We start from the raw sequence: 26176 nt of genomic DNA on the forward strand, positions 1-26176 counted from the left end.
TCCATATGTACCCACGAGATAGGGCAGAAACCTTGTGGGGCCAAGGGGGCAATGGCAGTTTTCGCCAGAAAGATTCGGCAATAGATTCGTCCACGAAGTACTGATATCTCACTCAAAATTCGCGGAGGGGAGTTCAGAAGACATGAGTGTTGATCAATTCATTCTTGAGCGGATTAAGGGCAAGCTGAGTGCTGTGAAGTATCAGATATTGTCTACGCTTTGGGATGCGGGAGGCGAGTTTCCACGTGGTTGGGTTGCTTCCTCGCACCTTCTGGAACTGACAGGCCAAAAATACTTCGACCGTCGTGTTCGAGAGCTTCGAGATGAGTTAGGCATCGATATCGAAACGAAGCATATCCATGGTGAGCATCACTATCGCCTCCTTTCCGATAACATAAAGGCAGCAAATCCAAGGCTCTACCTCTCGGAAGCGCAGAAAAAGGCACTATTTAGGCGAGAGGAAAACACGTGCCAAGTCTGCGGTGCCCGAGTGGAAGCAGGCGTGAGAGGGTTGCAAGCTGACCACAAAGTTCCGCTCATTCGAGGAGGTAGCCATGACGAATCTAACTGGCAGTCTCTTTGCAACGTATGCAACGTCGCGAAACGTCGTGCGTGCCAAAACTGTGAACTCGATTGCTACAAATGTCCGTGGGCGTTTCCCGGAGAACTCGGCATGACACTTTCTTTACAACTGCCGAGAGAGTTGTTCGACCGGGTGCAAGGTAAAGTGATCCAAGACCGCAGTTGGCTAATTCGCCTTATCGAAGAAAATGTCTAGAAGCACCGGGAGCCGCTTATGATTTGCTTGCGGAAAAGCGGATTGAAAATCACGGGGAGGAAACATCCCTTGCAATTTGGTCAAAGATCTAGGGACAATTGTGGACGCGCTAGGGCGCGAACCTAGGGCCGCTGATCAAGTGGCAGTTTTCATGCAACATGCGATAAAAGGCCTACAGTTCGCAGTCGGCCCCATCTCAGCCAGTAAGAGCTGATCCCTTGTCACCACGCACTCATGCGGCGAAATCCAGGTCCTCGTAACCGTTCCAGAACTTCGCGGCTCGCCTTTTGATCAAGCGACGAACGGTCGCCAGTTCGGCCTGCTCTACACCCGCAAAATTGGCGAGCGCCTTTCCGCAAAGGCCTTGGTCAATACCGTCGATCACTGCTTCGGTCTTTGGCGAGCTCCCGGCCACGTCCTCTATGGCTTTTCGGCAGGCCTCGGCGCGCACGGCGATTTCGTAGGCTTTGTCTGGCGCGCAAGGCGGCGTCAGCTGCTCGAATGCTTCACGATAGGGTCCCTCATCCCTCTCTCGTTTGGCAATGACCGCGCTGGCGATCGAGCGCATGACCGCCATCAAAAAGTGTTCGATCTTCAGCTCAATGGGGCAACTGCGCGAGGTCAGCGCTCGCAGGATTGCCTCCTGCAGAAGGTCGTCCGCGTCGATGCCGGCAGTGAAGGCACGGAATCGCGCGACGCGCATCAGCTTTGAGTTAGCCCGCGTGTCGATCGCCGCGATCGCTGCACGAACCTGCGCCTTTGTAAGGTACGAACCACCCGCGCTGCTCGATGATGTATGCGCAGCACTGCCGAGATTCGGACAGGCGCTCGTCGAATTTTTGATTGTGGTGCCGTTACCGGCGGGTGCCTTTGCCATGGTTTCCTCGCTGGGCGAGCGAGACCACGGGCGTGGAAAGCAATGTCGAAAATGTCATTTCGTGACCTCGAGCGCCATTCGAACGCGCACGGGTTTCGTGCGGGTTCACAGGGTTAGCGCGACTCGAATCAAGGTCTCCGGCTCGGGGTTCTGTCCCGGCACGCTGCATCGCGACCCTGCTTTGCCATGGGATGATTTAAGAAGTGGTTACCGTCGCCTTTCCGCATCGGCGGCGGTGGGTTTTTCTATGTGCCGGACCGGTGGTGTCTGAATTTCACCGGTCCGGCGTATATAGGATTGTGGCTTAGGCCGCGTCTTCGAACCCTGCGGCAATCACGTCGTGCAGGCTATTGGCGTAGGTTCGCAATTCTCCTGCGAGCGTATGGTCCGGGCGCCGCCGCAGGAAGCCCTCGACCAGCGCGATGATCGCGGGCTCGAGCCGCAGTCCATTCGTGCCCTGGGCGACGAGCCAGCCGATCTTCGCAATGGCAAGCAGCAGGCAGTCGAGTTCGACGTGATCGCGCAGGTTCTGCCACGCAGCATCGCTGGCCGGACGCGGCACGCTTGGCTTCGCTGCGACGAGGTCAAACGGCACGCCCATTCTGAGTAGGAGCTGGCTAAGGTGGGTCCAGGTTCGGCCTCCCCCCTTGAGCATCAAGCCGAGGTCGATGTGAGGCCGAGGGCCTTTTCGGCCGGGCTGGTCAATGAGTTGTGGCGGAAGCCGTAGCCCGTGGGCCATGCATGCCTGCAGCAGGATAGGAATATCCACTGCAAGCCCGCCAAAGGTGAGAACCGATTTGTCTTCGTTCGAGCGGAGATAGTCGAAGGCTTGGCGGATCACGCCTTCTTCGTCCCCCCAGTCCCGCTCGCTCCAGCTGCCGATTTCGCCGGTGCTAACCCTGCCCTCATCGTCGATGGTGAACTGGAACACTCCAGCTGCCATGACGCGTTTCACCGCGACCGCGCGGCGCTGCGATGCAGGGTCCATGGCCCGGTGCAGCTCGTGCAAGTCCCGGTCCCAGAAGAATTCCGCGTCGAGCGCGATATACGTTTTTGCCATAGTGCTTTTTCCTTTCCTTAGCTGTTGGCACCTTCACGCTTCGTCAGAAGGGGAGCGGGCGGGCCCGCTCGATTGCTCTCCACGCCTCCCATGCGGTCGAGAGCGAGTTTCGCTGGTCCGGGGAGAACTGGGACCACAGGAAGGCCAGCCAGAGGGCCTCCGCCTCGTCTGGCGCATGGCGAGACCGCGACAGGATGTTCGAGCCGGGGCCGGCGCGTTCGATCCGATACGCGGCGGCGATTTCCTCCAGCACGCTGTTGGCGCACTCGAGCGGCAGGATGTCGAGATCCGCGCGCTCGCGCTGCAGCAGTTGCAGGTCAGCCGGAGGAAGCGGGCCACCTGCAGCGAAGCTGTGCCGCAGATAATGTCGCGAGGTGCGCGAGGCCCGCGCGATTACCGTCGCGCCCCCCGGAATTCGCGCTGCGATTCCGTCGAGGATCGAGGCGCGCGTGGCCGTCCGATCAAACGCAGCATGATCGACGGTGAACCGGGCGCCGGCCTTTCGGCACCGGGTGACGGTGAATAGCGCGGTCGACCGGATGGCGGAGCGCGCGGCGTGCTCGCTGGCATCGCGGATGATGACGAGCGAGCACAGGGTGTCTGGGTGCCGCCTGGAATTGGTGGTCATGGAAATTGTCCCTTCCTGGAGAACACGAAGGGCGACGCTCCCGCTGGAAGCGCCGCCCTCTCGTGGTTGGTGAACATGGACGCGGTCAGGCCGCGGCGGTGTCGACCGGGACTGCAGTGCCATCGGCATGGAAGGCGAATGTGGTTTCCTCCCACGCACCGGACTCGAGCAAGGGACCGACCGCTTCGACCGCAGCCGCGATGCGGCTCTCGGCACGGACGCGCGCCTGCCGGCGCGTTGCAACCTTCTCGACCGCGACCTCTCGCAGCACTCCCCGTTCGTCGATGTCGAACTGACGGCTGCGATCCAGGGTAACGAGGACCAGCGGCTTCTCGTCGCCAACGCAGGTCGGCTCGACCCGCACCAGGCCGATACCGTCCAGCATTCGAAAGACCAAGAAGTACCAGGCGGGAGAGGTGTCGCTCGGCGAGGTGTAAACCGCGAACACCGCATCTTGGCGATCTTCGGCGGCCTTGCAGGCTAAAGCCTCCATGACAGGCAGGGTCGCGGCGCTTACGCACCCGAAGGTGATCGCCGAGGTCCCGGTACCGGTTTTCGGCAAACCGAGTTCAAGGCGGAGGGCGAGCGCGTTCGCCCGGTGGGCTGGTAGCCCACCGACTAGGGTATCATTCATCATTCTGTTCCTTGTTTTAGGTGACGGCCATGCTGGCCGGAGCTTTTCCCTCAACCGGGAAGCTCGTAATCAGCGCCTCCAAGACACCACTTCGACCTTCCGTTCTACCGGCTCCCAGGTCCAATCTGCTCGATACCGTTCGGCCCAATCGACGGGGACGATGGTGGGATCGCGGCCCACCAGTTCGCGGTACCACGCGACCTCGGCGTCATAGTCCGCTTCGCGCACAAGCTTGTGATTCACGCCGCGATCCGAAAAGCGATATCCGCGGCGATACACGTCTTTTCGCAGGCGATACGGCAGGTCGCTCGCCTCGAAGCGCCAGGTTGGCGATCGCGCACCGCCAAGCGCATGGGCCATCACCGTACGTCCGTCGCGGCATTCGTGCGCGAGCAAATGGATCAGGCTTGCGACGTCGTCGGCCGCGCGGTGAGCCACCGGATTGAACATACCGGCTTGCATCAGAAGATGCCCCTGCGCGCGACCGTCGAAGCCCAAGGCGTGCCAATCGACATCCGCCATGGCGCAGATCCACGGCATCTCGCCGACCTCCGGGACGAGCATTTCGAGATGCCGCCGATCAAAGGCCACGTGAAAAGCGAGACATGCATCAGCTGTCTTGAGATGCTTGGCGATCTTCTGCGGGACGAGCCTTTTTCCCGCGACCATGGCGTCGGTGATGCCAGTGATCCTTTCGATCTCCGGCTCAATGGGCCGTGATGGCTGCTGCAGCCCGCCACTCACCCCTTCGACCTCGATAATGCGTCCGTTCCGATCGACGACGATCATCGCAACAGCGATCTCGAGGATCTCGTTGTATAGGGGATCAAGACCGTCTGTTTCGAGGTCGAGCACCGCGATCCTCATGAACGGTGACCTCGCGTTGGCGGGTGACTGCCAATCCTCCAGCGGAGTGATCCGATGCAGCACACGGATCTGGTCGTCGGCGCCACCGAGGGCGGCCGAAGTGGTAGGTGTATTCATTTGATGTTCCTCGTTTTGGGTGAACGAGGACAGCCGAAGGCCTTTTTCCTTCTCTCCGCTGTCCCAGCGACAGCGTCATCATTCGAATTCTAACAGGCCGACGAGACCGCGCCGCTTACTGAAAATTCCACGAACGAATTAACGCTCCAGCCCGAGATCAGTGGGGTATCCGGACGGGAAAGGCCTTTTCCGTTCGGTCCCTTTTTCACTGGGGTCAGGAGGGGTCGGCGGAGCGGGCGTTGGGGTAGGCGCCGCATCTGAAACTTCTACGTCGGTGCGGGTCCCCATCGGATCGCTGGCCGAGGTACGCTGATCAGACTCGCTATCAATGGTGGGCCACTCTCCCTTCTCGATGCTGTCCGCGAGCTGTTCCTTTTCACCCACCTCTTTCCGCCAGCGCCGCAAGAGCTCCTGTTCGTTCTTCGTCCGACCGTGAAGCTCGTCGAGGTACCTCTTACCCTGTTGAACGAGCCAAGCGCGTTCGTTCCTCACGAGATCGGCATCATCATCGTCGTTGTCCTTGTCCGCGGCGAGGAGCCTTTCGTTACGCTGGACGACCATTTCCGCACGAGACCTGCCTCGTTCTATTTCCTGCTCGAGGAGCAGAATATGCCTTCGGAGCTGTGTTGCCTCATCCAGCGCGGCCTTGAGCGCTTCGCGAAGGTCCGGCGTAGCGGTAGCCACCCGCTTGAGGCTCTCAGCAAGCTCGAGGTTCATGCGAGCCTGCAGCTCGTTTTGAATGCCTTCCCATTGCGTCTTTTCGTTGTCGCGACCGAGGGGAGTTACCTGGCCTATCGTTTCCGCGGCGCTCTGATTGGTCCCAAGATGTTGCTGAGGATCGGCCGCGATCCCCATATCCTTGTAGGTTTCCGGGCTGACACGCCTGGCTATGCCGACCATTTCCAGATGCCGGTTCGTCACCTGCGCGAGCCGAACGCGCAGTGTCTTCGGCCAATCTTGCGACCGTGACACCACGGCAACCTTGTTTTGACGCAAGGGATAGGAAAAACGCCCCGGTCGGCCTGGAGTTGGCACCGAAACGGTGAAGTCCCAGGCGCCGGGGGTTAGGCCCGTTACATCGAAGCCCCGCTTCCCAAGGCGCTCGATATCCTCCTGCGTGATCCTCCGACACGGCCGATCATAATAGACGAGGTGGCCGTGCCAATTCGTCGGATCGTTGTGTTCGTCTGGTCGGTGAATCACGGCAACGAAGGGTAAACGACGCCTTTCGAACTCGCGCGTAAACTCTCTGAGGAGCTCGAAGTTCTGCTCTGGCGTGAGTTCGGCGGGAAGCGAGAACTCGCTGCGATACTGAGTGCGTCCGCCTCGGCCATCCGAGAATTTTGCCATCGCAGATTTGTCATTTGCCGCTGTGATGCCATCCCCCGGCCCTTTCCATCCCTCCTGGTCGCGAAGAAACGCCCGCGTTTTCTTGCCGTTTTCAATGACGAATTTGTCCGCATTGTCTGCAAGCGGTCCCACGATTTTCTGTCGCAGCTTGGCCGGACATTCAGGCACGTCAGCCACACGGAGCCAGAATTCCTGGTCATCACATACCCTGAACGACATTTTGTCTGGCGACGCGGTTCGCTCGTGTTTCTCGACCTCCGACCAGAATTCTGACCGTTCGACATCATCGTCGTCGATGCTCGTGATTAGGGCTCGATTCCCGTCCGGCTGGATCGCGATAGCAGACGTTCGCCTAACATATTCGTCCTGCCCCGAAGTCGTTGCGGAGTGGGCCGGGCGACATCCCTCCACATCATATGGCTGGGCATTCTGCTCTGGAGAACAGACCTGCCTGGCGTCAAACTCTGCCACCCCGCCATCGCGCTCAATGTAGTTTGAATGCGCTCGCGCGGCGCCGGGTTTGACGCGAAGTCCATCATGGCAGATCGCATAGGTCACCTTGGCGATGCCACGATGCGCGAAATGGAGAGAGGTTACACCTGCAGCTGTCGCGAACCTGTAGATGCGCGTGGCCGGTATGTCGAAGCGAGGCACCTCTTTCCTAGGACCCTCTTTAACAAGCAGTGGGGAGCCGCGCCGAACCGGTTTCATCGATAACCCGGATTGCTGGTTGATGTCCTCAAGGATGCCTTCGCGGATCAACTTAATACGGATCCGCGCCGCTTCGAATTCCGCAGCAACTTCCAGCTGTCGGTTGGTGGGTGTCTTGGTGTTCATGCATTGTCTTGGGACAAGCAAGCCTGGTTACACAAATTTCAATTTTTCCGATTTCTTGCGAAATTCATGTGGATCGACGTACTCTATTTTTGGTCACGGGGGAGGTCGGCATTCTGCTCCGGCTCGGGGTTAAGTTTGCAGCACACGTGCTCACGCCACGCGGCGTCTGTTTCACACATCAGGATCCCACTGACGCAAGCTAACTTGGCGCACGCCAGGTTAGCGGTATTGCGCCTAAAACCAATGATATAGCAGTAATTTACCATTACTCATGTAAATCCTTCATCAATGTCATCGCAATGTCATGACATTGATCATGAGCTGCCAAGGGGAAGGCCCGACCGCGGAGCTGCCAGCGGTCGGACTTTGGTTTCGGCAAATAGCTCTCGCTCAGAACCGCTCGGTGATTTCATCCGCTACCGTCCTGAGACCATCAGGGCTCCATCCGTGTTGGTCGAGCAGTTCTATCACACGGGTTTTGCGGTGGTTCCTGAAAAGAGATTCATCCGTTGCCGCCGCAGCAGTCTTCACGGCAAACCGGCCGATACCCCGCGGACGAGGATGGAGCTCCAACTTCGCCGCAGGAACGACGAACAGGCCGTGTTTCTGGGTCTGCTTGGCGAAATCTCGCAGCCATTCCGCGATTATGCGTCCAGCCTCGGTTCGATCCGGTGTCGGCCGTTGAACGGCGTCAAGGAAGGTTAGCCCGCCTTCGTTGACATACGACATGTAACCAGGCGGGAGATGCTTGAGGTCAACCACGGGATCGCTGGTCGCGATGGCCTCGAACTGGCCGGAGCCATCGATATCGTTGCGCACCAAGATTCGCTGCATGGGCGGAAGCTTTTCGGCGAGATGAAGAACAGCCTCAGTAGCGCCTGGCTTGTTCGGCGTGACGGGCAAGAAGGCCACGTTCCGGTAGCCCGCCGCTTCGAAGCGCTTAGCCAGTTCCGGCGTCAGGGCCGCAATCTCTCGCGCCGATGCGAGCGCGTTGGCGCCCAGGTCGAGGATGACGTGTTGTCCCGCGCAAGCTGTTACGATCTCCGGAGCGACGAGAGTATCGACACCCCAACCGATTTTCTTTGCCGAAGCGTCGATCACCTTTGCTGCGGCGTTGCCGGCGTCTGAATCAAGCAGCTGGACCGGTTGCCCCACGAGCCCGAAGAGCGTCTTCAGCACCCTCGCAAGGGTGGTCTTGCCCTGACCGCCGGCGTTGGTGACGATAAGGATGAAAATGAGCTGTTGCATACCAGTCATGGCTCACCCCCAATCGCTCAGATGGCGCTGATCTGAGAATCGATCGCGCGATGGCTTGGCTGGCGGAGTATCGGCCTGATCTTGAGTCCTTTGCTCAAGGAGCTTCGCTCCCGACGTCGTCGGCGGGTTCTCATCGAAATAACGGACCGCATTGCGAAAGCTGCTGTAGCCAGCGCCCACATTCTTTCCGTCGGCCTTCAGCTCACGGAAGATGGCGTTGAGTGACGCGCCAGCGTCACGGGCCTCGACGATGTCCGGCCACACCTTCTCGACCTCGTTGCGGATGGGGGTCCGGGACGCGGCCCTTGCCAACGCGCGTTTTGATAAACTCATCTCGTTTTCCTTTCCTCGCGCCAGTGAAGGGGCGCGACCATCGGGACTGCAGTGTCCACGCAATGGTTTTGGAAAGTTCGACTGCAGTTTCACAAAAACAAAAATCACCACCTGTTTTGTAATTTCATGAAAGGATTGGAAAAGCACATGAGCCCCTACATCGATCCGCGTGGGCGGAAGAACAATTACGAACGAGGACCCGCCATTGCCGCTGCCCGAGAAAGGTATCGGAAAGGCTTCCCCGATTGGACGAAATTGATCGACGAGGTAGCCGCCGCAGAAATTTCGGCGGATAAGGCCATGCACGACTTCGCCGATGCGCTGGAAAAGATGGAAGTTCGGAAAGACGATGGGAGTTTGCCTTCAACCCGGCAGGGTTCGCTGGCCGAAAGGCGGCTCGCAGCGGCCGATGACTACTCCTGCCTGCGCGCACTCCACCGCTCGCTCGAGGAAGCTCGAAATGAGGTCGACCAGGCGTTGCGTGAACTCGACACGCACATGGAGGAAGTACGGCATAAGCTCTTCGAGTTGACGTTGGAGCAAGAGCCGGTGCCGGATTACGTCCGGCGGTTCGTCGAGAAATGCCAAGAGGAAGGCATGACTGCTATTCAGGGCCGGGCGATCAATCGGGAGCACATCAGAAAGCTACTGAACGAGATTGGCAAAAAAGGCCTCTAACCAGCTGCCACGGCTATGGCGACGGAGCCGCTCGGGAAAATGCTCACCCCGATGACAGTCCCCGACGGCTACCCATCCCCCCGAGATATGACTCGGTTTGGGACAATTTGGGCGCCTGTGGTTGCCCTCCCCGACTGTCCCAAGTAGGTGCCCCATATCGCCCGTTGGGTGACGACTGTCCGACGCATTTCTGCGGTTTTCGAGGCGTGAATTTTTTGGCTGAGGTCCCTGCCACCCCAGCCGATTCCCTATCTTCGGCATCGGAATGGAAACGCGGCCTTCAGAGCAGCGCGATCCCCGAGGTGCAGAGGAAGACTATCAGCAACAGCACCGAGATACCGCAAGTGCCATAGGCAAGCGCCTCGGCATAACGCGGCCAGCCGTCGAAGGGCCATTTTCGAAACAGGATGCTGCTGCCGGACATCAACACTGCGGTCAGGACCACGCATGCCTGTCGGATGCCGACATTCGCCCCCGCATGCACGAAGAACTCAAGATAGGTCAGCCATACCAGTGGCGGGCTGAGTATCAGCATCATTTGCGCAATGTTTCTTTGCAGCATTGAAACGGCTCGACCTGACTTGCGAAGACGTGAAAGCGAGGCATTGCACAAGTGGATGCAGACCTCCCCCCTCGGGCTATTTTTCGTCCATCTGAATAAACTGGAGGCCGTGCCATTTCAGCCCGCCATCCGACTGAGGACTTGGCGCGATCAAGTAAAGCGCCCTGATTACCAAACCAGAAAGAGAGAAACGCTTTCTTCTACGGGATGCCAACTTCAATTGCGCTCAAAGATGCTGGAAGTGCCAGCGTTCGGTTGGATCGAAAATCCGGTTGCAGCATGCAACTCGCTTGCTAGGCTCGATGTCCAAGGGAGAGTATGAATGTCGCAAGCGGATCCGGAACTGACGCCCGTCATTGCAGGTGTCGGTCAAATAAACGACCGACCCGATCATCCGGGCGATGGACTGGATCCGGTGGGTCTTATGACGGAGGCGTTGCGACGTGCCGAGTCCGACGCAGGTGGCGATCTCCTGTCAAATTGCGATTCACTCGCCGTGGTCGCGCAATTGGCATGGCCCCAGCTCAATCCGGTGGATGGGAAGGTCGCCGAAACGCTCGGTATCGAGCCCGCGCATCGCATGCAGACCGCAATGCCCAATGGGGACAGTCCGATTCTGCTGCTGCACGAGGCGGCCAATCGCATCGGTCGCGGAGAAGCCAGGATTTGTGCGGTGACCGGGGGCGAAGCCCTGCGCACCGCGGGCCAGCTTGCGGCGATGAAGAAGCGCGAGGATGGCGACAAACCCAACGCGCTGCGCGATGCAAGCCACCGCGTTCGCAAGGGCTATGCCCAGAGCTACGGGCTCGTCGTGCCGACGGATGTCTATCCGCTCTACGAGAATGCAGGGCGGGCCGCCTACGGCCAGACGCTCGAGGAGGGACAAGCCGAAAGCGGCACAATCTGGGCCGCAATGAGCCAAGTCGCCGCGGCCAGCACGGGCGCGTGGCTCCGCAAGCCAGTCGGTGCCGATGACATCATTACGCCCGACGATAGCAATCGCGCGATCGCCTTCCCCTACACCAAGCTCCAGGTCGCCAATTCTTCGGTCAATCAGGGCGCAGGCTTCATTGTTACTTCGCTTGCCGAAGCGCGGCGCAGGGGCATCGCGGAGGACCGGCTGGTATTTCTGGGCTATGGTGCGGCAGCGCACGAAAGCGACAATTTCCTCGCGCGTGATCGCTATGACGCCTCGCCCAGCCTCGCCACATCGATCGAGCGAACGATGGAACTCAACGGTGCGAACAGCGAAGATCTCGCGCATGTCGAACTGTACAGTTGCTTCCCGTGCGTTCCCAAGATGGCGCGACGCGTGCTCGACTGGCCGCTCGACAAGCCGACCACCGTGTTCGGCGGGCTTACCTTCGGCGGAGGACCGATCGGAAACTACATGAGCCATGCGGTGGTCGCGATGGTCGAGAAACTGCGCGGTACATCGGACAAGGGCCTGTTGTTCGCCAATGGCGGATATGCCACCCATAATCACACGATCCTGCTGGCGGGTGCGCCTACCGGGGCAACCTTCCCACAGGAGTTCGACTATCAGGCCGAAGCCGATTCTCGCCGCGGCACCGTGCCCGAACTCGACAAGGATTACGCCGGCCCTGCCGAGATCGAAACCTATACGGTCCATTATGGACGTGACGGCTCTGCGCGATCGGGCGTCGTCGTTGCGCAAACGCCCGCGGGCGCGCGGACCCTGGCCGCAATCCCTGCGAGCGACGAAGCCGCAATTGCCTTCCTGACCGATGGGAAATGCGAGGCCGTGGGCACCGCGGGGAGGATCGAACGCGACGCGGAAGGCTTGGCGCGTTGGCGTTTGGGCTGAACCGAGTACGCAGCCTAGAATTGCAGCGCGGAAACCATCGTTCCTGCAGCCAGTTCGCTCTGATCGGAAGGACAACGGATCAACCAGTCCGCCTTGGCCAAACCGCCCTGTACGCCGCTATCCTGATTGCCGAGAACCGTCAGCCCGGTGGCGTCCCAGCGCGCGCGCGCGAAGGATTCGCGGTCGCCCGTCGCGGGCAGCGCGGACGCAAGCGGCATCGACCGCCAGAGATGGCCCATGGCCGCCCCCTGCAATCGCCCGAGGACAGGGTCGAGCAGCAGTCGCGCCGTGACCATTGCCGACGTCGGATTTCCGGGTAGTCCGATCACCCAGCAATCCTTCACGCGCCCGAACCATACCGGCTTGCCCGGCTTCATCGCGACGCGGTCGAACTGCAATTCGAGGCCATGCGCCGCAAACATGGGTTTTGCGAAATCGCGTTCCCCGACCGACGCGCCCCCGGTTACAACGACCAGATCGACGTCCTGCGCAAGTTGACCCGCCAATCGCTCCAGCGCGGGGAGATCATCCCGCGCAAACCCGCGCGAAACAACCTTGCCCCCAGCATGCTGGATCATGGCGCCAAGCGCCGGGCCGATCGAATCGGGGATAGCATAGGCGGATTCATGCGCAGAACCCGACGCTACAAGTTCATCGCCCGTCGCCAAAACCGACACGCTTGGTTGCCGATAGACCTCCAACTGCTTTGCATCCGTGGCCGCCGCGGCGACTAGCGAGCGGGCATCGAGCTTCGTTCCACGTGGCAACACCACATCGCCGCGGTCGAAATCGCTGCCCTTCTGCCGGACGTGCCGCGCCGGTCCGAATCCGGGGGCAAAGCGCACGCTGTCCCCGTCCCGCGTCGCATATTCCTGCATGATGACGCAGTTCGCGCCCTCGGGTAACACACCTCCGGTGAAGATACGTTCGGCTGCACCTGATGCGAGCGGATTTGCCGATTGCCCCGGACGAACCTTGCCCGTCACCCGCAGCGGCATGCCCGGTTCAACCTCGTCGAGGCGGACGGCATAACCATCCATCGCCGAAATCGTATGCCGCGGCGATGGCAACGCGGCGACTGCATCCGTGGCCAGAATACGTCCGGCGGCCTCCTCCATCGACACGCGCTCGCAGCCCAGCGGTGCGACTCTGCTGTCGATTAGCGCCAGGGCCTCGTCGAACGTGATCATTCCCCGCGCCACGCGCCCGACCGCCCGCCTTCCTTGGCGGTGACCCGAAGCGCGTCAATGGACATAGTCTTGTCGACTGCCTTGAGCATGTCGAACAGCGTCAGGCAGGTGGCCGACACCGCGGTCAACGCTTCCATTTCAACCCCGGTGCGCCCTTCGGTGCGCACCATGGCATCGACCGCGAAGCCGGGCAGCTCGTCATCAGCGGTCACGGTGACTTCGATCTTTGAAAGCGCGAGAGGGTGACAAAGCGGAATGAGTTCGGCGGTCCGTTTGGCTGCCATCACCCCGGCGAGTTCAGCGGTGGCAATGACGCTGCCTTTTGGTGCCTTTCCTGCGCGTACCAGCTCAAGTGTCTCACGCGTACAGGTCAATCGGCCACTGGCTTTCGCGCGCCGCGCCGTCACCGGCTTGTCGCCGACATCGACCATGCGAGCCCTGCCGTGTTCGTCGATATGCGATAAGTCGGCCAAGCCTGTTTCCATCTGCAATTGGGTGGGGGCAGCGTTTGAGCACCTTCGCCCACACGATGTCGAGCGGGAATGCGTAGTACAGAGCACTCCAGACTTGAAGTGAGGTCCTGCCGGAGCGCTCCATTCAATGCGCTCTTACTGTCTATGCTTCAGTGCTCATGCCCTTGAAGCTCCCGGTGTCCTGCAATGAGCTATCTGCTTCCGTTTCGCGGGAAGGAGTGCGCGCCGTCTGTCGCATCGAGAATGCGCGCCTCATGCTGGGCCAACTCCCAATTGGTCAACGTATGGATGTTGGCGATCGGCTCGTCGCGGTGCCGGGACAGCAGTTCCAGAGTAGCTTCTTTGTCCAGCGGCCTGCCAAGGTGGAAGCCCTGCCCATACTCGGCCCCCAGTTCGCGTGCCGTATCGCGATCATCCATCGTCGCGATATATTCGGCGACGCTTTCGAGCTTCATCGCCGCGATCATCTTGATCACGCCACGCAGCATGTCGCGCCCCTGTTGGCCGCGTGCCCGCTTTATCAGCGAGCCGTCGATCTTGACCTTGTCGAAGGGGATTTCACGCAGATAGACCAGCGACGCGAAACCGGCGCCGAAATCGTCCAGCGCAATGCGGCATCCGCTCTCACGCAGGAGGTTGACGTTTCGCCGTGCGGCATCGAAATCGACCAGCATGGCGGTCTCGGTGATCTCGAACTGAAGCATCGCTGTCGGGAATCCCTTGCGCTTCAGCAGGTCCACGATCTCCTGCGCCGCATCTGCGCTGCAGATATGCACGGCGCTGAGATTGAACGACAGTCGATGCGGTGTCCCCCACCCGCTCGCGAAGTCGAGCGCCTTCTCGAGCAATGCCAAGGTGAGGCCCCGGATTGTGCCCAGCCGTTCGGCGATCGGAATGAACTGCGCCGGCGAGATGTGGCCCAGTTCCGGGTGATCCCAGCGCGCCAGCGCTTCGAATGACGAGAGCTCGCCCGTCCTCAGATTGAAAATCGGCTGGTAAGCGAGCGAAATCTGATCGATCGAAGCCGCCTCCATCAATGCGGCCTCGATAGCATGAATGCGCTGGTGCTCCTCGCGGATTTCGCGATCGAACAGTTTCGTGGTGAGCAACCCCTCGCGCTTGGCAACATAGAGCGCGGCATCTGCGTCTCGCAGCGCTTGGCCCACGTCCGGCGCATCGCCATCGAGAACACATGCTCCGGCGGATCCGCCGACGGTTACCAGCGCATTCGACAGACGCATGGGCTTGCGCAACTGTACAAGGGCGCTGTCGCAGGTCCCCAACAGGTCGGGCAGTTCTTCAAGGCAGGAACTGCCACCGATAAACACGCCAAACTCGTCGCCGCCAAGCCTGCCGACCACCGTACCCGCTGGCGTCGCGCGTTGTAGCCTCCGTGCCACCTGGCGCAGGACGACGTCGCCTGCATAGTGCCCGTAAAGATCGTTGATCGGTTTGAACCGGTTGAGATCGATCACGGCCAGCAGGCCGCACTGGCCGCCATCGAGCTTTGCCTCGATATCGTGAATGAAGGCCAACCGGCTCCGCAATCCAGTAAGGCTATCGGTCTCGGCCTGGTGCTGCGCACCGCGACGCGCTTCGATAAGTTCGAGATTAGTCCGTTCCATCCGCGCCAGCGCGGCGTCCGCATCGTACTGCGCCTTGAACAGGCGCAGCTGGATCCTGTGGCTGTTCTCCGCGAGGAACAGGCTGACCGCAGTAAGGATAACGACCGAGGCCGAAGCCGGCGGGTTGGCTGAGCCGAAGAGATAGAGCACCGCCAAGACCAACGGCAGAACAAAGGCAAAGAAAATGACGCGCGAGGCGAATATGATTCCTGTGAGCGCTGCACCCTGCGTCAGCGCCGCGAGCAGGCCGAGCGAGAGGATCTGCGACCATTCCATGTCGGGTCGCGGCAAGCCGTTACTGCGCAGTGCCAACGACAAATAGAAATAGGACTGCGCGCAGGACAGCAAGGTCACCATGAAACCGGTCATTCGCGCGGCGACCGGGTTCAGCGCTTCCGACTGTTCGTCGGACACGGGCAACACCCAGTGCCGGAAGCGCAGGACGACTGCGGCAATGAGCACACCGGCGACGATCCGGGTCGAGGTATGATTCCAGGTGACGGTCGCGATGCCCAGAAAGGGCGCAATGATCGCCAAGTAATATACGCCGATCGTCGAACGCACCGACTTGATCCGCTCGCGGCTGAACTTGGCAGCAACCGGATTGTCGGATTCGAACCCGATCATCCTGTCGATATGCCGCAATAAATCCACTCGAGCCTCCAACTTTGCCCGGTGTAGCAGCCTCTGCCGCAAACTATGGTAAATGGCTTCTCCGTGTGATTACGGTCATCCGTTTGTGCATCACCCGGAAACGGCGGGTTGAAAACGTTAATGGAGACAGCAACTTGTCAGACCGGTTCGGGCCTGCCTTCTTACGCGGGGGCCGCCCGGAACCTATCGAGGTCAGCAAGGCAAGGCCAAACGGTTAACCTGTTCGCAATTGGACGCCCTTGTCGCACGTATCGATCGAGGCATAATCGTCATGTCCGCGACCAAGATCAGCCGCTCAACTTCGCGACCAGCCCTTCTAGTGCGTCCATCATCTGCGCGACCTTGGCGGGGTCGAGCGCATCGGGATGCGGGTCGCCAAACCGGCCGCGGTCGTTGTCGAAGTACTGCCCGGAGGCAGAAGCGAATTCATCCGACAGCGCCGCACGCGTGAGGATATCGGCGCCGATGCAAATGTCCTTGCCCTGCATGCCATAAGCATCCCTGACCATCTTGCTCGCCAGCAGCGAGCCGGGATTGACCGCGACTAGGAGCGGGTCGTCTTCGCCCTACCGGGCTGCGAGCGCGCGTGTCCACATCGTCAGCGCGAGCTTGCTTTGCGCATAGGCCTGATCGTCCGAAAGTCGCTCGCGCCCCGTCAACGCGTCTATCGAGACGGGAGCCTGCGCAGCTGACGACAGGTTTACGATCCGGCCCTGCGGCCCTAACCGTCCGGCAAGCCCGCATGCCAGCACATATGGCGCGAGGGTGTTGACCGCGAAGCGCGCATCAAGCCCCTCGTCCGTACCCGGATCGGCCATGGCGAAAACCCCGGCGTTGTTGATGAGCACGTCAAGTTGCGGCTCTTCACGCAGGATCTTGTCGACCAACCCTCTTGCAGAAACCACGGATGACAGGTCGGCGCGATAGGTCGTGACGCGTCCCCTGCCCGGGCTGCCGTTCAGCAAAGCACGGGTTCTTTCCAGCTTGGCTTCGCTGCGGCCATGGAGGAGCAAATCGAGCCCTCTGGCATGAAGCAGTTCGGCGGTTGCGAGGCCGATGCCGTCGGTTGCCCCGGTAATCAGGATGGTTTTTGTCATTCGGAGTCTCGCGCTACCATTGCCGGACGCCCTCTCAGTTGCTGAGCGTGAAAGGAGCGTCGGACCGGAGGTAGACTGTGCACTCGCTCTCCGTGTCGCAGCCGATTTTGTGAACCGCCTTCCCCGCAGAGCCGAAATAGCTACCCGCGCCTAGCGGCTGCGCGATCCCCGCATCCCCCGACGTGTAATCGATGCTGCCGGAGGCGACGACGGCGCGCAGATGGCCCGGCGCGGTGGCTATTTCGCCGCGATATCCCGCCGCGAGACGGAGCAACATGCCCCGCTCACCATTCTCCGCATCCTGCCAAAGAAATGCCATTTCGGCGCCTGTACCGTTCCCGGCTGGAAGAAACTCCACATCGTCCCCGTCCAGCCAGACCAAGTTCGACGGCGCCACATTGATCGAACGTTCGCCGTTGTCGAAGGCCTCGGAACCGGGTTCTACGAGGTAGGGCCCGCTGTCGATCTCGATATAGGCAAGATTGAAGGACGCGCGCGCGGCGGTGATATGGACTTCTCCGGCAGGTTGCACCCAGAAGGATCCAGCAGGCAACCACAATGGTGCCGCGTCCGGATCGTCATTGTGCACCTCCCCGCGGATGACCACACCGCGATAAGTGACGTTGTGAATGTGTGATGGCGACGAAAAGCCCTGGTCGAAGCGGACAAGAAAGCCCGTTGCACCTTCGCCGGTCCGGTCGCCCCACAGATCACCCGCACGAGGGCTCTCATCGCCTCGCGCTGGATTGAGCGCCCCCCAATCGATGTCTTCATAAGGCACCTCCTCATAGCGCGTTTCGGCTCGGGCAATTGCCGGGGGCACGACCAGTAGGCCCGAGATCACGGCGGTGGTCCAATATGTAAGAAGACGCATCGGTAAGGCTCCTGGGCGATTGTTCCGAAGGCTACGGGGACATATATTCTACTGACGCCTCGCCAAGAATGCGCCATTGCAGGCTACAGTTTTCGCGATTCGGATATAATCGATGGATACCGAGGCCCTCCGTCTGTTTGTGCGCGCTTCCGAAAGGTTGAACATCAGTGCTGCGGGTCGCGATCTCGGTCTTGCGCCTGCCGTCGCGAGCGCACGGCTGGCCAAGCTTGAACGCGAAGTCGGTGCCGAATTGCTCCATCGCTCGACCCGCAAAGTTTCCGTATCGATCGAGGGGGCGGAGTTCCTGCCCTTCGCACGCGAGATCCTGGCGCAGCGCGATGCTGCCATGGCCGCATTGGGTCATGGCAAGGCGCAGCCTGAGGGCACGATCCGCTTCGCAGCCTCGAGCACATTCGCGCAGCTCTATCTCGCACCGCTGCTTCCCGAATTCCTCGCGCTCAATCCGGGTCTGCGTCTCGATCTGCGGTTCTCGGATACGCCGTTCGACCTGCTCGAAGGCAGTTTCGACCTCGCGCTGCGCAATAGCGTGCTCGACGACAGCAGTCTGAAAGCGCGCAAACTGGCCGATGTCGCGGGCTTGCTATGCGCTTCGCCCGACTATCTTGCACGCCATGGTACCCCCCAGGTTCCCGCAGACCTCGATCGCCATCAGCTGATGGCGTTCCGCAGTCTGCGTACGCGCACGCTGGTATCTGCTTCCGGCGAGCGGGCCGAGTTTTCCTGTGGCGACCACAACTGCCGGGTCATGATCGACGACGGGGCCAGCATGCGCTTCGCCGCGATGGCGGGGCTGGGCATTTCCACGCATGCCGACTGGAACATCGACCGCGCGTTGCGCGATGGGTCGCTGGTCCGGGTGCTGCCGGAATGGCATGTGGAAGACGACACCGCGCTCTGGCTGGTCTACCCCAAGACCAATGTCCTGACCGCCAAGGTGCGCGTACTGATCGATTTCCTCGTGGAGAAGATCGGTCGCAATCCACCTTGGCAGACATAAGAGCGACGCGCTGCCAGAGAGGTTGATATCCATGCCGATCCGTCCTTCCACTCCTGCCGACCACGAGGCCATCTGGGCCATCCTCGAACCGGTTTTCAGCGCGGGTGAAAGCTATGCGATCGACCCTGACATCTCACGCGAGGACGCTTTGGATTATTGGCTTGGCTCGGACCGGAAATCTTTCGTATTCGAGCAGGACGGCACAGTTCTCGGGACCTATTACCTGCGCACCAATGCAGGCGGCGGGGGCTCGCACGTCTGTAATTGCGGCTACATAACCGCGCCGGCGGCAGCGGGGCGCGGTATTGCCCGGCGCATGTGCCTTCATTCGCTCGACCAGGCGCGTGCCCGCGGCTATCGCGCGATGCAGTTCAACTTCGTGGTTGCCACTAACACCCGCGCGATTGACCTATGGGAAACGCTCGACTTCGCGACTGTCGGAACGCTGCCCGGGGCATTCAACCATCCCCGGCACGGAATGGTCGACGCGTTGGTGATGTATCAGTCGCTCTGATGCGCCCCGGAAAGCCCGCAATTATATTCGATTTCGGAATACTGTTTGCCAAAAGGCGTCGGTTTAATTGGTAACGGCAATTGCTAGCTGTGTCGGGAAGCCCGCAAGGGCGCAATTCCGACACGCTTTCAGGAGCCCCATATCATGACCGCCCTCACCCCTCTCGTGCGGACCGGCGATGCGATCGTCGACACTGCCAAGGCCCGCTACACCACCAAGTTCTACGATGCCGACAAGCGGATATCGGAAAGCGACGTGCAAGCCATTCGCGACCTGCTCCGCTTCAGCCCGTCGAGCACCAACGCCCAGCCGTGGCATTTCATTCTGGCCGGTACGCCCGGGGGCAAGGAGCGCGTGGCCGGGGCGACCGCGGGGGCCTATTCCTTCAACCGCAACAAGATCGTCGACGCCTCCCATGTCGTGGTGTTTGCCGCGCGGACTGCGATCGAAGAGGAATACCTGCAGCACATCCTCGATGTCGAGGAAGCCGACGGCCGCTTCGTCGCTGACCCGCAGGCATTGCGCGAACAGATGCACGGGGCGCGGTCGATGTTTGTCGACATGCACAAGGAAGCCGGCGATCTCGATGCCTGGAGCCAGGCTCAGACCTATCTCAATATCGGTCAGTTCATGCTTGGTGTGGCTTCGCTGGGCATCGATGCGACGCCGATGGAAGGGGTCGACCTGGATGCCCTCGATGCCGAGTTCGGACTGCGCGAAAAGGGTTTCCGCGCGCTGGTCGTCGTTTCCCTCGGTTACCGCGCAGCAGACGATTTCAATGCCGCGCTGCCCAAGTCGCGGCTCCCCGAAGCGGAGGTCATCACCGAAATCTGACCCTCTCCCGTCTTCGGTGAGATCTTCGAAGGCCCCGTCGCGCGATCGCGCGACGGGGCCTTTCCTTTATCGATGTCCGGTAAAATTCGCGCCTAGCTTGCGACGGTTTCCATGTGGAGCACCTTGCCCACCCACTCGGGCGATTCAGCGGCATCGGCGAGCAAGCGTGCGACATCCCCACGCGCGGCCTCTCCCTTGGGATCGACATTCTCGCCGAGGCGGACCTCGCCCGTTCCCTCATCGTCGGTCAACGCGACCGGGCGCAGGATCGCGTACTCGAGCTGGGTCTCCATGAGATGCTCGTCTGCCTCGTGCTTGGCCTGAAGGTAATTTGCCAGTTCATGATCGGGATCCGGGTCACCCGCGCCGATGCTGCTGAGCATGACGAACCGCCGCACATTGCTGGCCACCGACAGATCGATCAAACGCTTCGCGCCGTCGCGATCGACCTTGTCGGTCATCTCATCCGACGTATTCCCGCCCGATCCGGCAGCAAATACCACCACGTCACATCCGTTGGTTACATCATCGTCGAGCTGCGTGAGGTCGTCTTTGCGCTGCTCGACGCCTTCGGGAAGACCCGAAGTGTCCGAACTGTCGCGAACCATCGCCACGGGATTGAGACCGCGGTCGTTCAGCTCGCGGACGAGGCGCTGGCCCGTGTTTCCGGTCGCACCGGCTACGAGTACTTTCATTGTCGTTCTCCGTAATTCTGTTGGCTTGGCACTTGTGCACGCGTCACGAAGGCAGGAAAATCGCCTTGGCGTTGACGAATTCCTTCATCCCGAAGCCGCCATGTTCACGACCGTAGCCCGAGTCCTTCACGCCCCCGAAAGGCATATTCGGATCGGCCGCGCCGAAGGAATTGATGCGGATCATGCCCGTATCGAAATGGTCGCGGGCAAGGCGGATCGCCTTCTCTTCATCCTTGGTGAAAATGCCGCCGCCGAGACCGTAACGGCTGTCGTTCGCGATACGCATCGCATCTTCATCATCCTTCGCGCGAATGACCGAGGCCACCGGCCCGAAAAGCTCATCGTCGTAAGCGGGCATGCCCGGCTTGCATTCGGCCAATACCGTTGCGGGATAATAGCACCCCTCGCCATCTATGGGATCGCCGCCGCATAACAACTTGGCCCCGGCCTCGAGGCTCTTGTTGACCTGCTCGACAATCGTATCGAACTGTTCGCGGCTGGATAGCGGGCCGAGTTGGGTCTCGTCCTTCGTCGGATCGCCCATCGTCACGTTTTTCATCGCTTCGACGAAGGCCGAAACGAACTCGTCGTAAACCGCGTCGGTCACGACGAAGCGTTTGGCGGAGACGCAGGTCTCGCCATTGTTGTAGAGGCGTCCCTGCACACAGGTTTTGACTGCGGTCTCGATGTCCGCGTCCTCGAGCACGAGATACGCATCGTTCGAGCCCAGCTCGAGCACGGTCTTCTTGAGGTTCTTCGAAGCCAGTTCGCCGATATGGCTGCCCGCACCATCACTGCCGGTCATGGTCACGGCGCGGACCAGATCATGCTCGATGATCTTGTCGGACAAATCGTGATCGATGAGCACGACGTCGAACAGACCTTCGGGAAGCCCTGCCTTGAGACACAGGTCGCGCAGCAACAGCCCGCTTCCGGTGCAGATGGAGGCGTGTTTGAGGATGACGGAGTTGCCCGCCATCAGATTTGCCGCAAGTACGCGCACCGGCTGGTAGACCGGGAAATTCCACGGCTGAACGCTGTAGATGACGCCGATAGGCGAATAGGTCACGATACCGCGCTTCCTGCCGCCGCTGTGGGTACGCTCCTCGTCGGCCAGTTCGCTCGGTCCGTTGTCGGCCGTGTATTCGAAGATCTGGGCGCAGATTTCGACCTCGGTTTTCCCATCGCGCAGAAGCTTCCCCATTTCGCGAGTCATCAACTCGGCGAAACGGTCGGCATTGGCGCGAAGTACGTCGGCGATCTTGCGCAGATAGGGCGCGCGCTCTTCATGCGACTTGGTCCGCCAATCGAGAAAGGCCTCGTGCGCGGCCTCGATTTTGCCGAAGGCCTCCGCCTCGCTCATCAGCTCGTATGCATTCAGGGTTTCGCCCGTTGCGGGGTTCATTGTGGTGATCTGGGACATAGATAGCTTTCTCGCGTTCGGGAGGAGCCGCGAGCGCGGAAGCTTGGCGCTGCGACAGGTTGCAAGTTCAGCAATGTAACGGGGGCGAGAGAGTCTCGTTCCGAGACGGATCATCGATCGACCCTAAATAACCCCAAACAGAAATGCATGCCCTTGTGCCCAGATATTATACACATCTACATGAAAATACTTTTCGACACTATAAATTACTTCAGCAATAAGGCTGTCTCGCAATTGCAGCAAACATTCGCTCCTGCAAAATTTGGCCACACTTCTGATGAAGCGACATGGCCATGATTCGCTTCCGTGGGTACCGCAGAATGCAGGACTAAACGTGTCGCCTCTCACGAACGACGGTACATTTTTGCCCTCGACCCTTGTAAGAAAACGACAAATTCGAGGAAGGAGAGGCGGGTAAGCGCGCTCGAACCGGACCAAAAAACGACGCTTTTCCTAGGGTTTACCCTTAGGATCACCCCCGAAGTAAAAATGTGTCCCGAAGTTGAGCAGTTTGTTGGCCGAGAAGTATAGGGCTTCAACCGAAACGGTTAATCGGGTAGCAACCTTCTCGGTCGAGTCGCACACAAAAAGACAACATACAGTTTCGCATTCTTGCGCCGCGTAGGGGTTTACGCGGTCTTGAGATGCTGTGCTTTGCTCGATTTTAGGGAGGAAACGTGGGCAGAAGTTTTTCGATAGGCGTGGTGGCTATGACCGCGGCGGCATTTGCCGTCCCGGTACAGGCTCAGGATCTGGTTCACGAACCTATCAGCCCGACATTCGGCGGCAATCCATTCAACTCGAATCATATCCTCGGCACTGCCAACGCCCAGAACAAGGAAAAGGACCCTAACAGTTCGACCTCGAGCTCGCAGGCCGATATTTTCGCAAGGCAACTCCAATCGCGCCTCTTGTCTTCGCTCTCCTCGCAGATCGTGGACGCCATTTTCGGCGAGAACCCGCAGGAAAGCGGCGTGGTGAGCTTTGGTGGACAGACTATCGAATTCTTCCGTTCGCTGGATTCGGTAACGCTGATCATTACCAATGACGACACCGGCGAAGAGACCCGGATCGTGGTCCCGCTGTTCGTGGAGGTGAACTGATGCGTTGCCTTGCGAATACAACCCTCGCCCTGCTGGCGCCGATCGCATTGGGCGGTTGCATGTCGGTAACCGGCAGCGGCCGCGACATGCTGCCTACCGAGACATCGTTGGCCTATTTCCCCAAGCGCACTCAGACGCAGGTTCTGTTGCAGCAATTGCCGGCACCGCAGCGGCAGGTAGCAGTCGCGGTCTACGGCTTCAGCGACCAGACCGGCCAGTTCAAGCCTACGGAAGCCGGCCAGACGCTCTCGCGTGCAGTGACCCAGGGGGCCAGCTCGATGCTGGTTAAGGCGCTGCAGGATGCCGGCAGCCGGCAATGGTTCACGATTGTCGAACGCGAACGCCTCGACAATCTGCTCAAGGAGCGACAGATCATCTCCGAGATGCGCAAGCGTTACCTCGGCGAGGAAACGACCAATCCGCAGGCGCTGCCCGCGCTGCTTTTTGCCGGAGTGCTGCTGGAAGGCGGTATTGTCGGCTATGACACGAATACCGTGACGGGCGGCGCAGGCGCAGCCTTCCTGGGCATCGGCGGTCGCACAGAATACCGCCAAGATACGGTAACGGTCTATCTGCGGGCCGTGTCCGTCCGGACGGGCGAGGTCCTCACAACGGTAACCGCTTCGAAGACCATCGCCTCGCGCGCGATCGGGGCAAGCGCTTACAAGTTCGTTGCTTTCAAGGAGCTTCTCGAGTTCGAGGCCGGAATCACCAGCAACGAACCCGACCAGGTGGCGCTCCAGCAGGCAGTCGAGAAGGCGACTTTCGGGCTTATCATGGAAGGCGTCGACCTCAATCTGTGGCAGTTTGCAGATGTGCAGGCCGCCGAACCGCTGATGGAACTCTACCGCAACGAGCGCGACGGGATTTACGAGGCGCGCGACGTGCAACGCGCCGTTCGCAAGGCCGGATCTCTCTCCGACCTGCGTATCATCGAGCAAGAGGAAGAGAACGAGGGCACCTGACCGCGTGTCAGTTGCCTGTTTGCAAGGGCAGGAGGACCTGAACCGTTCAATGGGCGCCGCAGTATAAGGCGCCGGCATAAGTCGCAAAAAAACGCACGTGCGAGAGCGGCAACTCTCGAACGTGCAAGGAAATAGGCTGCGATAACCTGGTGATGCCCGGCGTCTGAACGCGCCGTGGTCGACGATGGTTATCGCCTTAATCAAAAGGTGATGCAACCATGAAGAATGTACTGCTCCTAACGGCTTCCGCCGCTGCGCTGACGATCAGTGCTCCGGCCATGGCCCAGAACGTCAGCGATCTCGACCAGAACGGCACCGGCAATGATGCCGTGGTTGCGCAGGTCGGCAGCAACTCGAGCGATATCGATCAGGACGGCGCCGACAACCGCGCGACCCTCGATCAGGACGGTTCGAACAACGCTTCAACCATCGATCAGGATTCGAACGGCGCAGGCGCGTTCGTCGAGCAAGACGGTAGCGACAACTCGTCCACGATCGTGCAGGTGGATTCGTCAACAAGCAACACGATCAACCTGCCTGAAGATCCTGAATCGACCGTGGTCCAATCGGGTGAAGCGAACACCTCCACCGTCAATCAGTATTCGGCGGCCGGAAGCTTCAATCTCGTCGCCAATGCGACGCAGACCGGCGATGTGAACCTCTCGACGATCGACCAAGATGCGAACGGGCCCGGGTTTACCGGCACGCTGCGCACCAATGTGACGCAGGCCAACGGCTCGGATTCGTCCGTGACGCAGTCGGCGACCAACCCCGGTTCGCGCAACCTGTTCGCGACGGTCGTCCAAGACGCCTCGACCTCTGACATCGATCAGACCGCATCGGGGCAGAACGCCGTTGGCTTGTCCGCCAGCGTTTCGCAGTCGAGCGGTTCGACGTCGGACATCGACCAGACCGCCAGTGGCGATGACTCGGGCGAGCTTTCCGCCAGCGTGACCCAGTCCAATGGTGCGACGTCCACCATCACGCAGGATGCCTTCGGTGAAGCTTCGGTCACGCAGGACGCAGTCGTATTTCAGGACGGCGCCAGCAGTTCGACGATCACGCAGACTTTCAACAACGACGGTTCGAACACTTTCTCGGCAAACGTCAGCCAAACGGGCGACAGCCATGAATCGACTATCCTCCAGCGTGATGAAGGTTTCGGCATCATCGGCAACTCGGATGGCGGTCATGTCGCGAATGTCGCCCAGTCGGGTTTCAATAACAGTTCGAACCTCGAGCAGGTCAACAAGTCGGCATTTGCGGATGTCAACCAGTCGGGCGACAACAATACCGTCGTCGGGTATCAATCGGCTGCGGGCAACGACCTGATCGTAAGCCAGACCGGTGACAACAACACGTCGAATTCAACCCAGACCGGCCTCAACAATCTTGCAAACGTCAGTCAGGCTGGTGTGAACTCGTCGTCGACGATCGACCAGATCTCACCGGCCCGGAACGACCAGGCGTTCGTCGTTCAGCTCGCCGATGCCGATGGCGCGTCGTCGCTGATCACCCAGAATGGCGCCGGAGGCGACCGGTCGGAAAATTTCGCAAGCGTCACGCAGGGCGGCCTGCTGAACGCCTCCGAGATCACGCAGGACGGCTTCAACAGCTCGGCCACCGCATTCCAGACCGGTTCCGACAACTCCAGCGAGATCAATCAGACCGGCACGGTCGATGGACTGGGGAACACCGCCTCGGTGACGCAGACCGGAGATCTCAACACTTCGCTCGTCAACCAGGTCGGGTCGGACAACTCGGCGACCGTGAACCAGTACTCGTCCGGCAACACCTCGACGGTGAACCAGACCGGTACCGGCAACAGCGCGGCCGTTACGCAGGGCACAAGCCTCTAACCGACGATGGGGCGGGACCGACACGGGCCCGCCCCTTTCCCCACTC

General features: G+C 60.3%; 26 protein-coding genes. 9 read left to right on the forward strand and 17 right to left on the reverse strand.

Features of this window, described 5'->3' with window-relative positions; all coding sequences use genetic code 11:
• The first annotated feature begins 142 nt into the window (after positions 1 to 142).
• Positions 143 to 778 (forward strand): HNH endonuclease, encoded by a 636-nt coding sequence (locus FHS69_RS04000; RefSeq protein WP_166776623.1) that lies wholly within the window; start codon positions 143 to 145, stop codon positions 776 to 778.
• A gap of 232 nt (positions 779 to 1010) precedes the next feature.
• Here the strand turns inward: FHS69_RS04000 and FHS69_RS04005 are convergent, their stop codons facing one another.
• From FHS69_RS04005 to FHS69_RS04040, 8 genes are all read right to left on the reverse strand, one after another.
• The gene (locus FHS69_RS04005) at positions 1011 to 1655 is read right to left on the reverse strand and encodes a sigma-70 family RNA polymerase sigma factor (protein WP_166776624.1); all 645 of its coding nucleotides are present in this window, start codon (positions 1653 to 1655) and stop codon (positions 1011 to 1013) included.
• A 304-nt stretch (positions 1656 to 1959) separates the two neighbouring features.
• The gene (locus tag FHS69_RS04010; protein WP_166776625.1) at positions 1960 to 2715 is read right to left on the reverse strand and encodes a 3'-5' exonuclease family protein; all 756 of its coding nucleotides are present in this window, start codon (positions 2713 to 2715) and stop codon (positions 1960 to 1962) included.
• A 43-nt stretch (positions 2716 to 2758) separates the two neighbouring features.
• Entirely contained in the window at positions 2759 to 3343 is a 585-nt protein-coding gene (locus FHS69_RS04015; protein WP_166776626.1) for a hypothetical protein, read from the reverse strand.
• Between the two features lie 85 nt (positions 3344 to 3428).
• Positions 3429 to 3980 carry a hypothetical protein gene (locus FHS69_RS04020; RefSeq protein WP_166776627.1) on the reverse strand — a complete coding sequence of 184 codons (552 nt, stop codon included), beginning with the start codon at positions 3978 to 3980 and terminating at the stop codon, positions 3429 to 3431.
• Between the two features lie 66 nt (positions 3981 to 4046).
• Positions 4047 to 4961 carry an exonuclease domain-containing protein gene (locus FHS69_RS04025; RefSeq protein WP_166776628.1) on the reverse strand — a complete coding sequence of 305 codons (915 nt, stop codon included), beginning with the start codon at positions 4959 to 4961 and terminating at the stop codon, positions 4047 to 4049.
• A 138-nt stretch (positions 4962 to 5099) separates the two neighbouring features.
• Positions 5100 to 7148 carry a MobA/MobL family protein gene (locus FHS69_RS04030; protein WP_166776629.1) on the reverse strand — a complete coding sequence of 683 codons (2049 nt, stop codon included), beginning with the start codon at positions 7146 to 7148 and terminating at the stop codon, positions 5100 to 5102.
• Between the two features lie 390 nt (positions 7149 to 7538).
• Positions 7539 to 8405, reverse strand: a complete 867-nt coding sequence (locus FHS69_RS04035; protein ID WP_166776630.1) for a hypothetical protein — start codon at positions 8403 to 8405, stop codon at positions 7539 to 7541.
• A gap of 3 nt (positions 8406 to 8408) precedes the next feature.
• Complete coding sequence (locus tag FHS69_RS04040) at positions 8409 to 8885, reverse strand: hypothetical protein (RefSeq protein WP_166776631.1); 477 nt, start codon at positions 8883 to 8885, stop codon at positions 8409 to 8411.
• Here FHS69_RS04040 and FHS69_RS04045 point away from each other — a divergent pair, their 5' ends adjacent.
• Positions 8886 to 9416 carry a hypothetical protein gene (locus FHS69_RS04045; protein ID WP_166776632.1) on the forward strand — a complete coding sequence of 177 codons (531 nt, stop codon included), beginning with the start codon at positions 8886 to 8888 and terminating at the stop codon, positions 9414 to 9416.
• Positions 9417 to 9696: 280 nt separating this feature from the next.
• On the opposite strand, the gene FHS69_RS04050 is transcribed toward FHS69_RS04045, so the two are convergent.
• Positions 9697 to 9954 carry a hypothetical protein gene (locus FHS69_RS04050; protein WP_166776633.1) on the reverse strand — a complete coding sequence of 86 codons (258 nt, stop codon included), beginning with the start codon at positions 9952 to 9954 and terminating at the stop codon, positions 9697 to 9699.
• Between the two features lie 346 nt (positions 9955 to 10300).
• Here FHS69_RS04050 and FHS69_RS04055 point away from each other — a divergent pair, with 346 nt between their 5' ends.
• Positions 10301 to 11806 carry an acetyl-CoA acetyltransferase gene (locus FHS69_RS04055; RefSeq protein ID WP_166776634.1) on the forward strand — a complete coding sequence of 502 codons (1506 nt, stop codon included), beginning with the start codon at positions 10301 to 10303 and terminating at the stop codon, positions 11804 to 11806.
• A gap of 14 nt (positions 11807 to 11820) precedes the next feature.
• On the opposite strand, the gene FHS69_RS04060 is transcribed toward FHS69_RS04055, so the two are convergent.
• The 6 genes from FHS69_RS04060 to FHS69_RS04080 form a co-directional block, all read right to left on the reverse strand.
• The gene (locus tag FHS69_RS04060) at positions 11821 to 12996 is read right to left on the reverse strand and encodes a molybdopterin molybdotransferase MoeA (protein WP_166776635.1); all 1176 of its coding nucleotides are present in this window, start codon (positions 12994 to 12996) and stop codon (positions 11821 to 11823) included.
• Positions 12993 to 13427, reverse strand: a complete 435-nt coding sequence (moaC, locus tag FHS69_RS04065; protein WP_243844519.1) for a cyclic pyranopterin monophosphate synthase MoaC — start codon at positions 13425 to 13427, stop codon at positions 12993 to 12995. Before moaC ends, FHS69_RS04060 begins: the two co-directional genes overlap by 4 nt.
• A 233-nt stretch (positions 13428 to 13660) precedes the next feature.
• Positions 13661 to 15721, reverse strand: a complete 2061-nt coding sequence (locus FHS69_RS04070) for a putative bifunctional diguanylate cyclase/phosphodiesterase (protein ID WP_166776636.1) — start codon at positions 15719 to 15721, stop codon at positions 13661 to 13663.
• Between the two features lie 314 nt (positions 15722 to 16035).
• Entirely contained in the window at positions 16036 to 16257 is a 222-nt protein-coding gene (locus FHS69_RS13770) for a hypothetical protein (protein WP_208380063.1), read from the reverse strand.
• Between the two features lie 57 nt (positions 16258 to 16314).
• A complete protein-coding gene (locus FHS69_RS04075; protein ID WP_208380064.1) occupies positions 16315 to 16845 on the reverse strand; it encodes an SDR family NAD(P)-dependent oxidoreductase in 531 nt (176 codons plus the stop codon).
• 34 nt (positions 16846 to 16879) lie between these two features.
• Complete coding sequence (locus FHS69_RS04080) at positions 16880 to 17626, reverse strand: DUF4437 domain-containing protein (protein ID WP_208380065.1); 747 nt, start codon at positions 17624 to 17626, stop codon at positions 16880 to 16882.
• A 205-nt stretch (positions 17627 to 17831) separates the two neighbouring features.
• Between FHS69_RS04080 and FHS69_RS04085 the strand changes: the two genes are divergently transcribed.
• From FHS69_RS04085 to nfsB, 3 genes are all read left to right on the forward strand, one after another.
• Positions 17832 to 18737 carry a LysR family transcriptional regulator gene (locus tag FHS69_RS04085; RefSeq protein WP_166776638.1) on the forward strand — a complete coding sequence of 302 codons (906 nt, stop codon included), beginning with the start codon at positions 17832 to 17834 and terminating at the stop codon, positions 18735 to 18737.
• Between the two features lie 31 nt (positions 18738 to 18768).
• Positions 18769 to 19251, forward strand: a complete 483-nt coding sequence (locus FHS69_RS04090) for a GNAT family N-acetyltransferase (protein ID WP_166776639.1) — start codon at positions 18769 to 18771, stop codon at positions 19249 to 19251.
• Positions 19252 to 19395: 144 nt separating this feature from the next.
• Positions 19396 to 20085, forward strand: coding sequence for an oxygen-insensitive NAD(P)H nitroreductase (nfsB, locus tag FHS69_RS04095; RefSeq protein ID WP_166776640.1), 690 nt, complete (start codon positions 19396 to 19398; stop codon positions 20083 to 20085).
• A 92-nt stretch (positions 20086 to 20177) separates the two neighbouring features.
• Here nfsB and FHS69_RS04100 read toward each other — a convergent pair whose 3' ends face one another.
• Entirely contained in the window at positions 20178 to 20780 is a 603-nt protein-coding gene (locus tag FHS69_RS04100) for an SDR family oxidoreductase (RefSeq protein ID WP_166776641.1), read from the reverse strand.
• A 43-nt stretch (positions 20781 to 20823) separates the two neighbouring features.
• On the reverse strand, positions 20824 to 22203 hold the full coding sequence (locus FHS69_RS04105) for an NAD-dependent succinate-semialdehyde dehydrogenase (RefSeq protein WP_166776642.1): 1380 nt from the start codon (positions 22201 to 22203) through the stop codon (positions 20824 to 20826).
• A 710-nt stretch (positions 22204 to 22913) separates the two neighbouring features.
• Between FHS69_RS04105 and FHS69_RS04110 the strand changes: the two genes are divergently transcribed.
• From FHS69_RS04110 to FHS69_RS04120, 3 genes are all read left to right on the forward strand, one after another.
• Positions 22914 to 23306, forward strand: a complete 393-nt coding sequence (locus tag FHS69_RS04110; RefSeq protein WP_166776643.1) for a curli assembly protein CsgF — start codon at positions 22914 to 22916, stop codon at positions 23304 to 23306.
• Complete coding sequence (locus tag FHS69_RS04115; protein ID WP_166776644.1) at positions 23306 to 24271, forward strand: CsgG/HfaB family protein; 966 nt, start codon at positions 23306 to 23308, stop codon at positions 24269 to 24271. Before FHS69_RS04110 ends, FHS69_RS04115 begins: the two co-directional genes overlap by 1 nt.
• Before the next feature lie 218 nt (positions 24272 to 24489).
• Positions 24490 to 26130 carry a beta strand repeat-containing protein gene (locus tag FHS69_RS04120; RefSeq protein ID WP_166776645.1) on the forward strand — a complete coding sequence of 547 codons (1641 nt, stop codon included), beginning with the start codon at positions 24490 to 24492 and terminating at the stop codon, positions 26128 to 26130.
• The last annotated feature ends 46 nt before the right edge of the window (positions 26131 to 26176 follow it).

The sequence above is a fragment of the Qipengyuania flava genome (genome assembly GCF_011762005.1).
GTDB lineage: Bacteria > Pseudomonadota > Alphaproteobacteria > Sphingomonadales > Sphingomonadaceae > Qipengyuania > Qipengyuania flava.

Bases quoted from the DNA above. Each gene is read 5' to 3' on its own strand.
- FHS69_RS04070 (WP_166776636.1), bottom strand. From the start codon at position 15,721: ATGATCGGGTTCGAATCCGACAATCCGGTTGCTGCCAAGTTCAGCCGC.
- FHS69_RS04010 (WP_166776625.1), bottom strand. From the start codon at position 2,715: ATGGCAAAAACGTATATCGCGCTCGACGCGGAATTCTTCTGGGACCGG.
- FHS69_RS04055 (WP_166776634.1), top strand. From the start codon at position 10,301: ATGTCGCAAGCGGATCCGGAACTGACGCCCGTCATTGCAGGTGTCGGT.
- FHS69_RS04005 (WP_166776624.1), bottom strand. From the start codon at position 1,655: ATGGCAAAGGCACCCGCCGGTAACGGCACCACAATCAAAAATTCGACG.
- FHS69_RS04085 (WP_166776638.1), top strand. From the start codon at position 17,832: ATGGATACCGAGGCCCTCCGTCTGTTTGTGCGCGCTTCCGAAAGGTTG.
- FHS69_RS04100 (WP_166776641.1), bottom strand. From the start codon at position 20,780: ATGAAAGTACTCGTAGCCGGTGCGACCGGAAACACGGGCCAGCGCCTC.
- nfsB (WP_166776640.1), top strand. From the start codon at position 19,396: ATGACCGCCCTCACCCCTCTCGTGCGGACCGGCGATGCGATCGTCGAC.
- FHS69_RS04015 (WP_166776626.1), bottom strand. From the start codon at position 3,343: ATGACCACCAATTCCAGGCGGCACCCAGACACCCTGTGCTCGCTCGTC.
- FHS69_RS04105 (WP_166776642.1), bottom strand. From the start codon at position 22,203: ATGTCCCAGATCACCACAATGAACCCCGCAACGGGCGAAACCCTGAAT.
- FHS69_RS04060 (WP_166776635.1), bottom strand. From the start codon at position 12,996: ATGATCACGTTCGACGAGGCCCTGGCGCTAATCGACAGCAGAGTCGCA.
- moaC (WP_243844519.1), bottom strand. From the start codon at position 13,427: ATGGTCGATGTCGGCGACAAGCCGGTGACGGCGCGGCGCGCGAAAGCC.
- FHS69_RS04115 (WP_166776644.1), top strand. From the start codon at position 23,306: ATGCGTTGCCTTGCGAATACAACCCTCGCCCTGCTGGCGCCGATCGCA.
- FHS69_RS04025 (WP_166776628.1), bottom strand. From the start codon at position 4,961: ATGAATACACCTACCACTTCGGCCGCCCTCGGTGGCGCCGACGACCAG.
- FHS69_RS04075 (WP_208380064.1), bottom strand. From the start codon at position 16,845: ATGACAAAAACCATCCTGATTACCGGGGCAACCGACGGCATCGGCCTC.
- FHS69_RS04120 (WP_166776645.1), top strand. From the start codon at position 24,490: ATGAAGAATGTACTGCTCCTAACGGCTTCCGCCGCTGCGCTGACGATC.
- FHS69_RS13770 (WP_208380063.1), bottom strand. From the start codon at position 16,257: ATGGTCAGGGATGCTTATGGCATGCAGGGCAAGGACATTTGCATCGGC.
- FHS69_RS04000 (WP_166776623.1), top strand. From the start codon at position 143: ATGAGTGTTGATCAATTCATTCTTGAGCGGATTAAGGGCAAGCTGAGT.
- FHS69_RS04090 (WP_166776639.1), top strand. From the start codon at position 18,769: ATGCCGATCCGTCCTTCCACTCCTGCCGACCACGAGGCCATCTGGGCC.
- FHS69_RS04045 (WP_166776632.1), top strand. From the start codon at position 8,886: ATGAGCCCCTACATCGATCCGCGTGGGCGGAAGAACAATTACGAACGA.
- FHS69_RS04050 (WP_166776633.1), bottom strand. From the start codon at position 9,954: ATGATGCTGATACTCAGCCCGCCACTGGTATGGCTGACCTATCTTGAG.
- FHS69_RS04110 (WP_166776643.1), top strand. From the start codon at position 22,914: ATGACCGCGGCGGCATTTGCCGTCCCGGTACAGGCTCAGGATCTGGTT.
- FHS69_RS04020 (WP_166776627.1), bottom strand. From the start codon at position 3,980: ATGATGAATGATACCCTAGTCGGTGGGCTACCAGCCCACCGGGCGAAC.
- FHS69_RS04035 (WP_166776630.1), bottom strand. From the start codon at position 8,405: ATGACTGGTATGCAACAGCTCATTTTCATCCTTATCGTCACCAACGCC.
- FHS69_RS04030 (WP_166776629.1), bottom strand. From the start codon at position 7,148: ATGAACACCAAGACACCCACCAACCGACAGCTGGAAGTTGCTGCGGAA.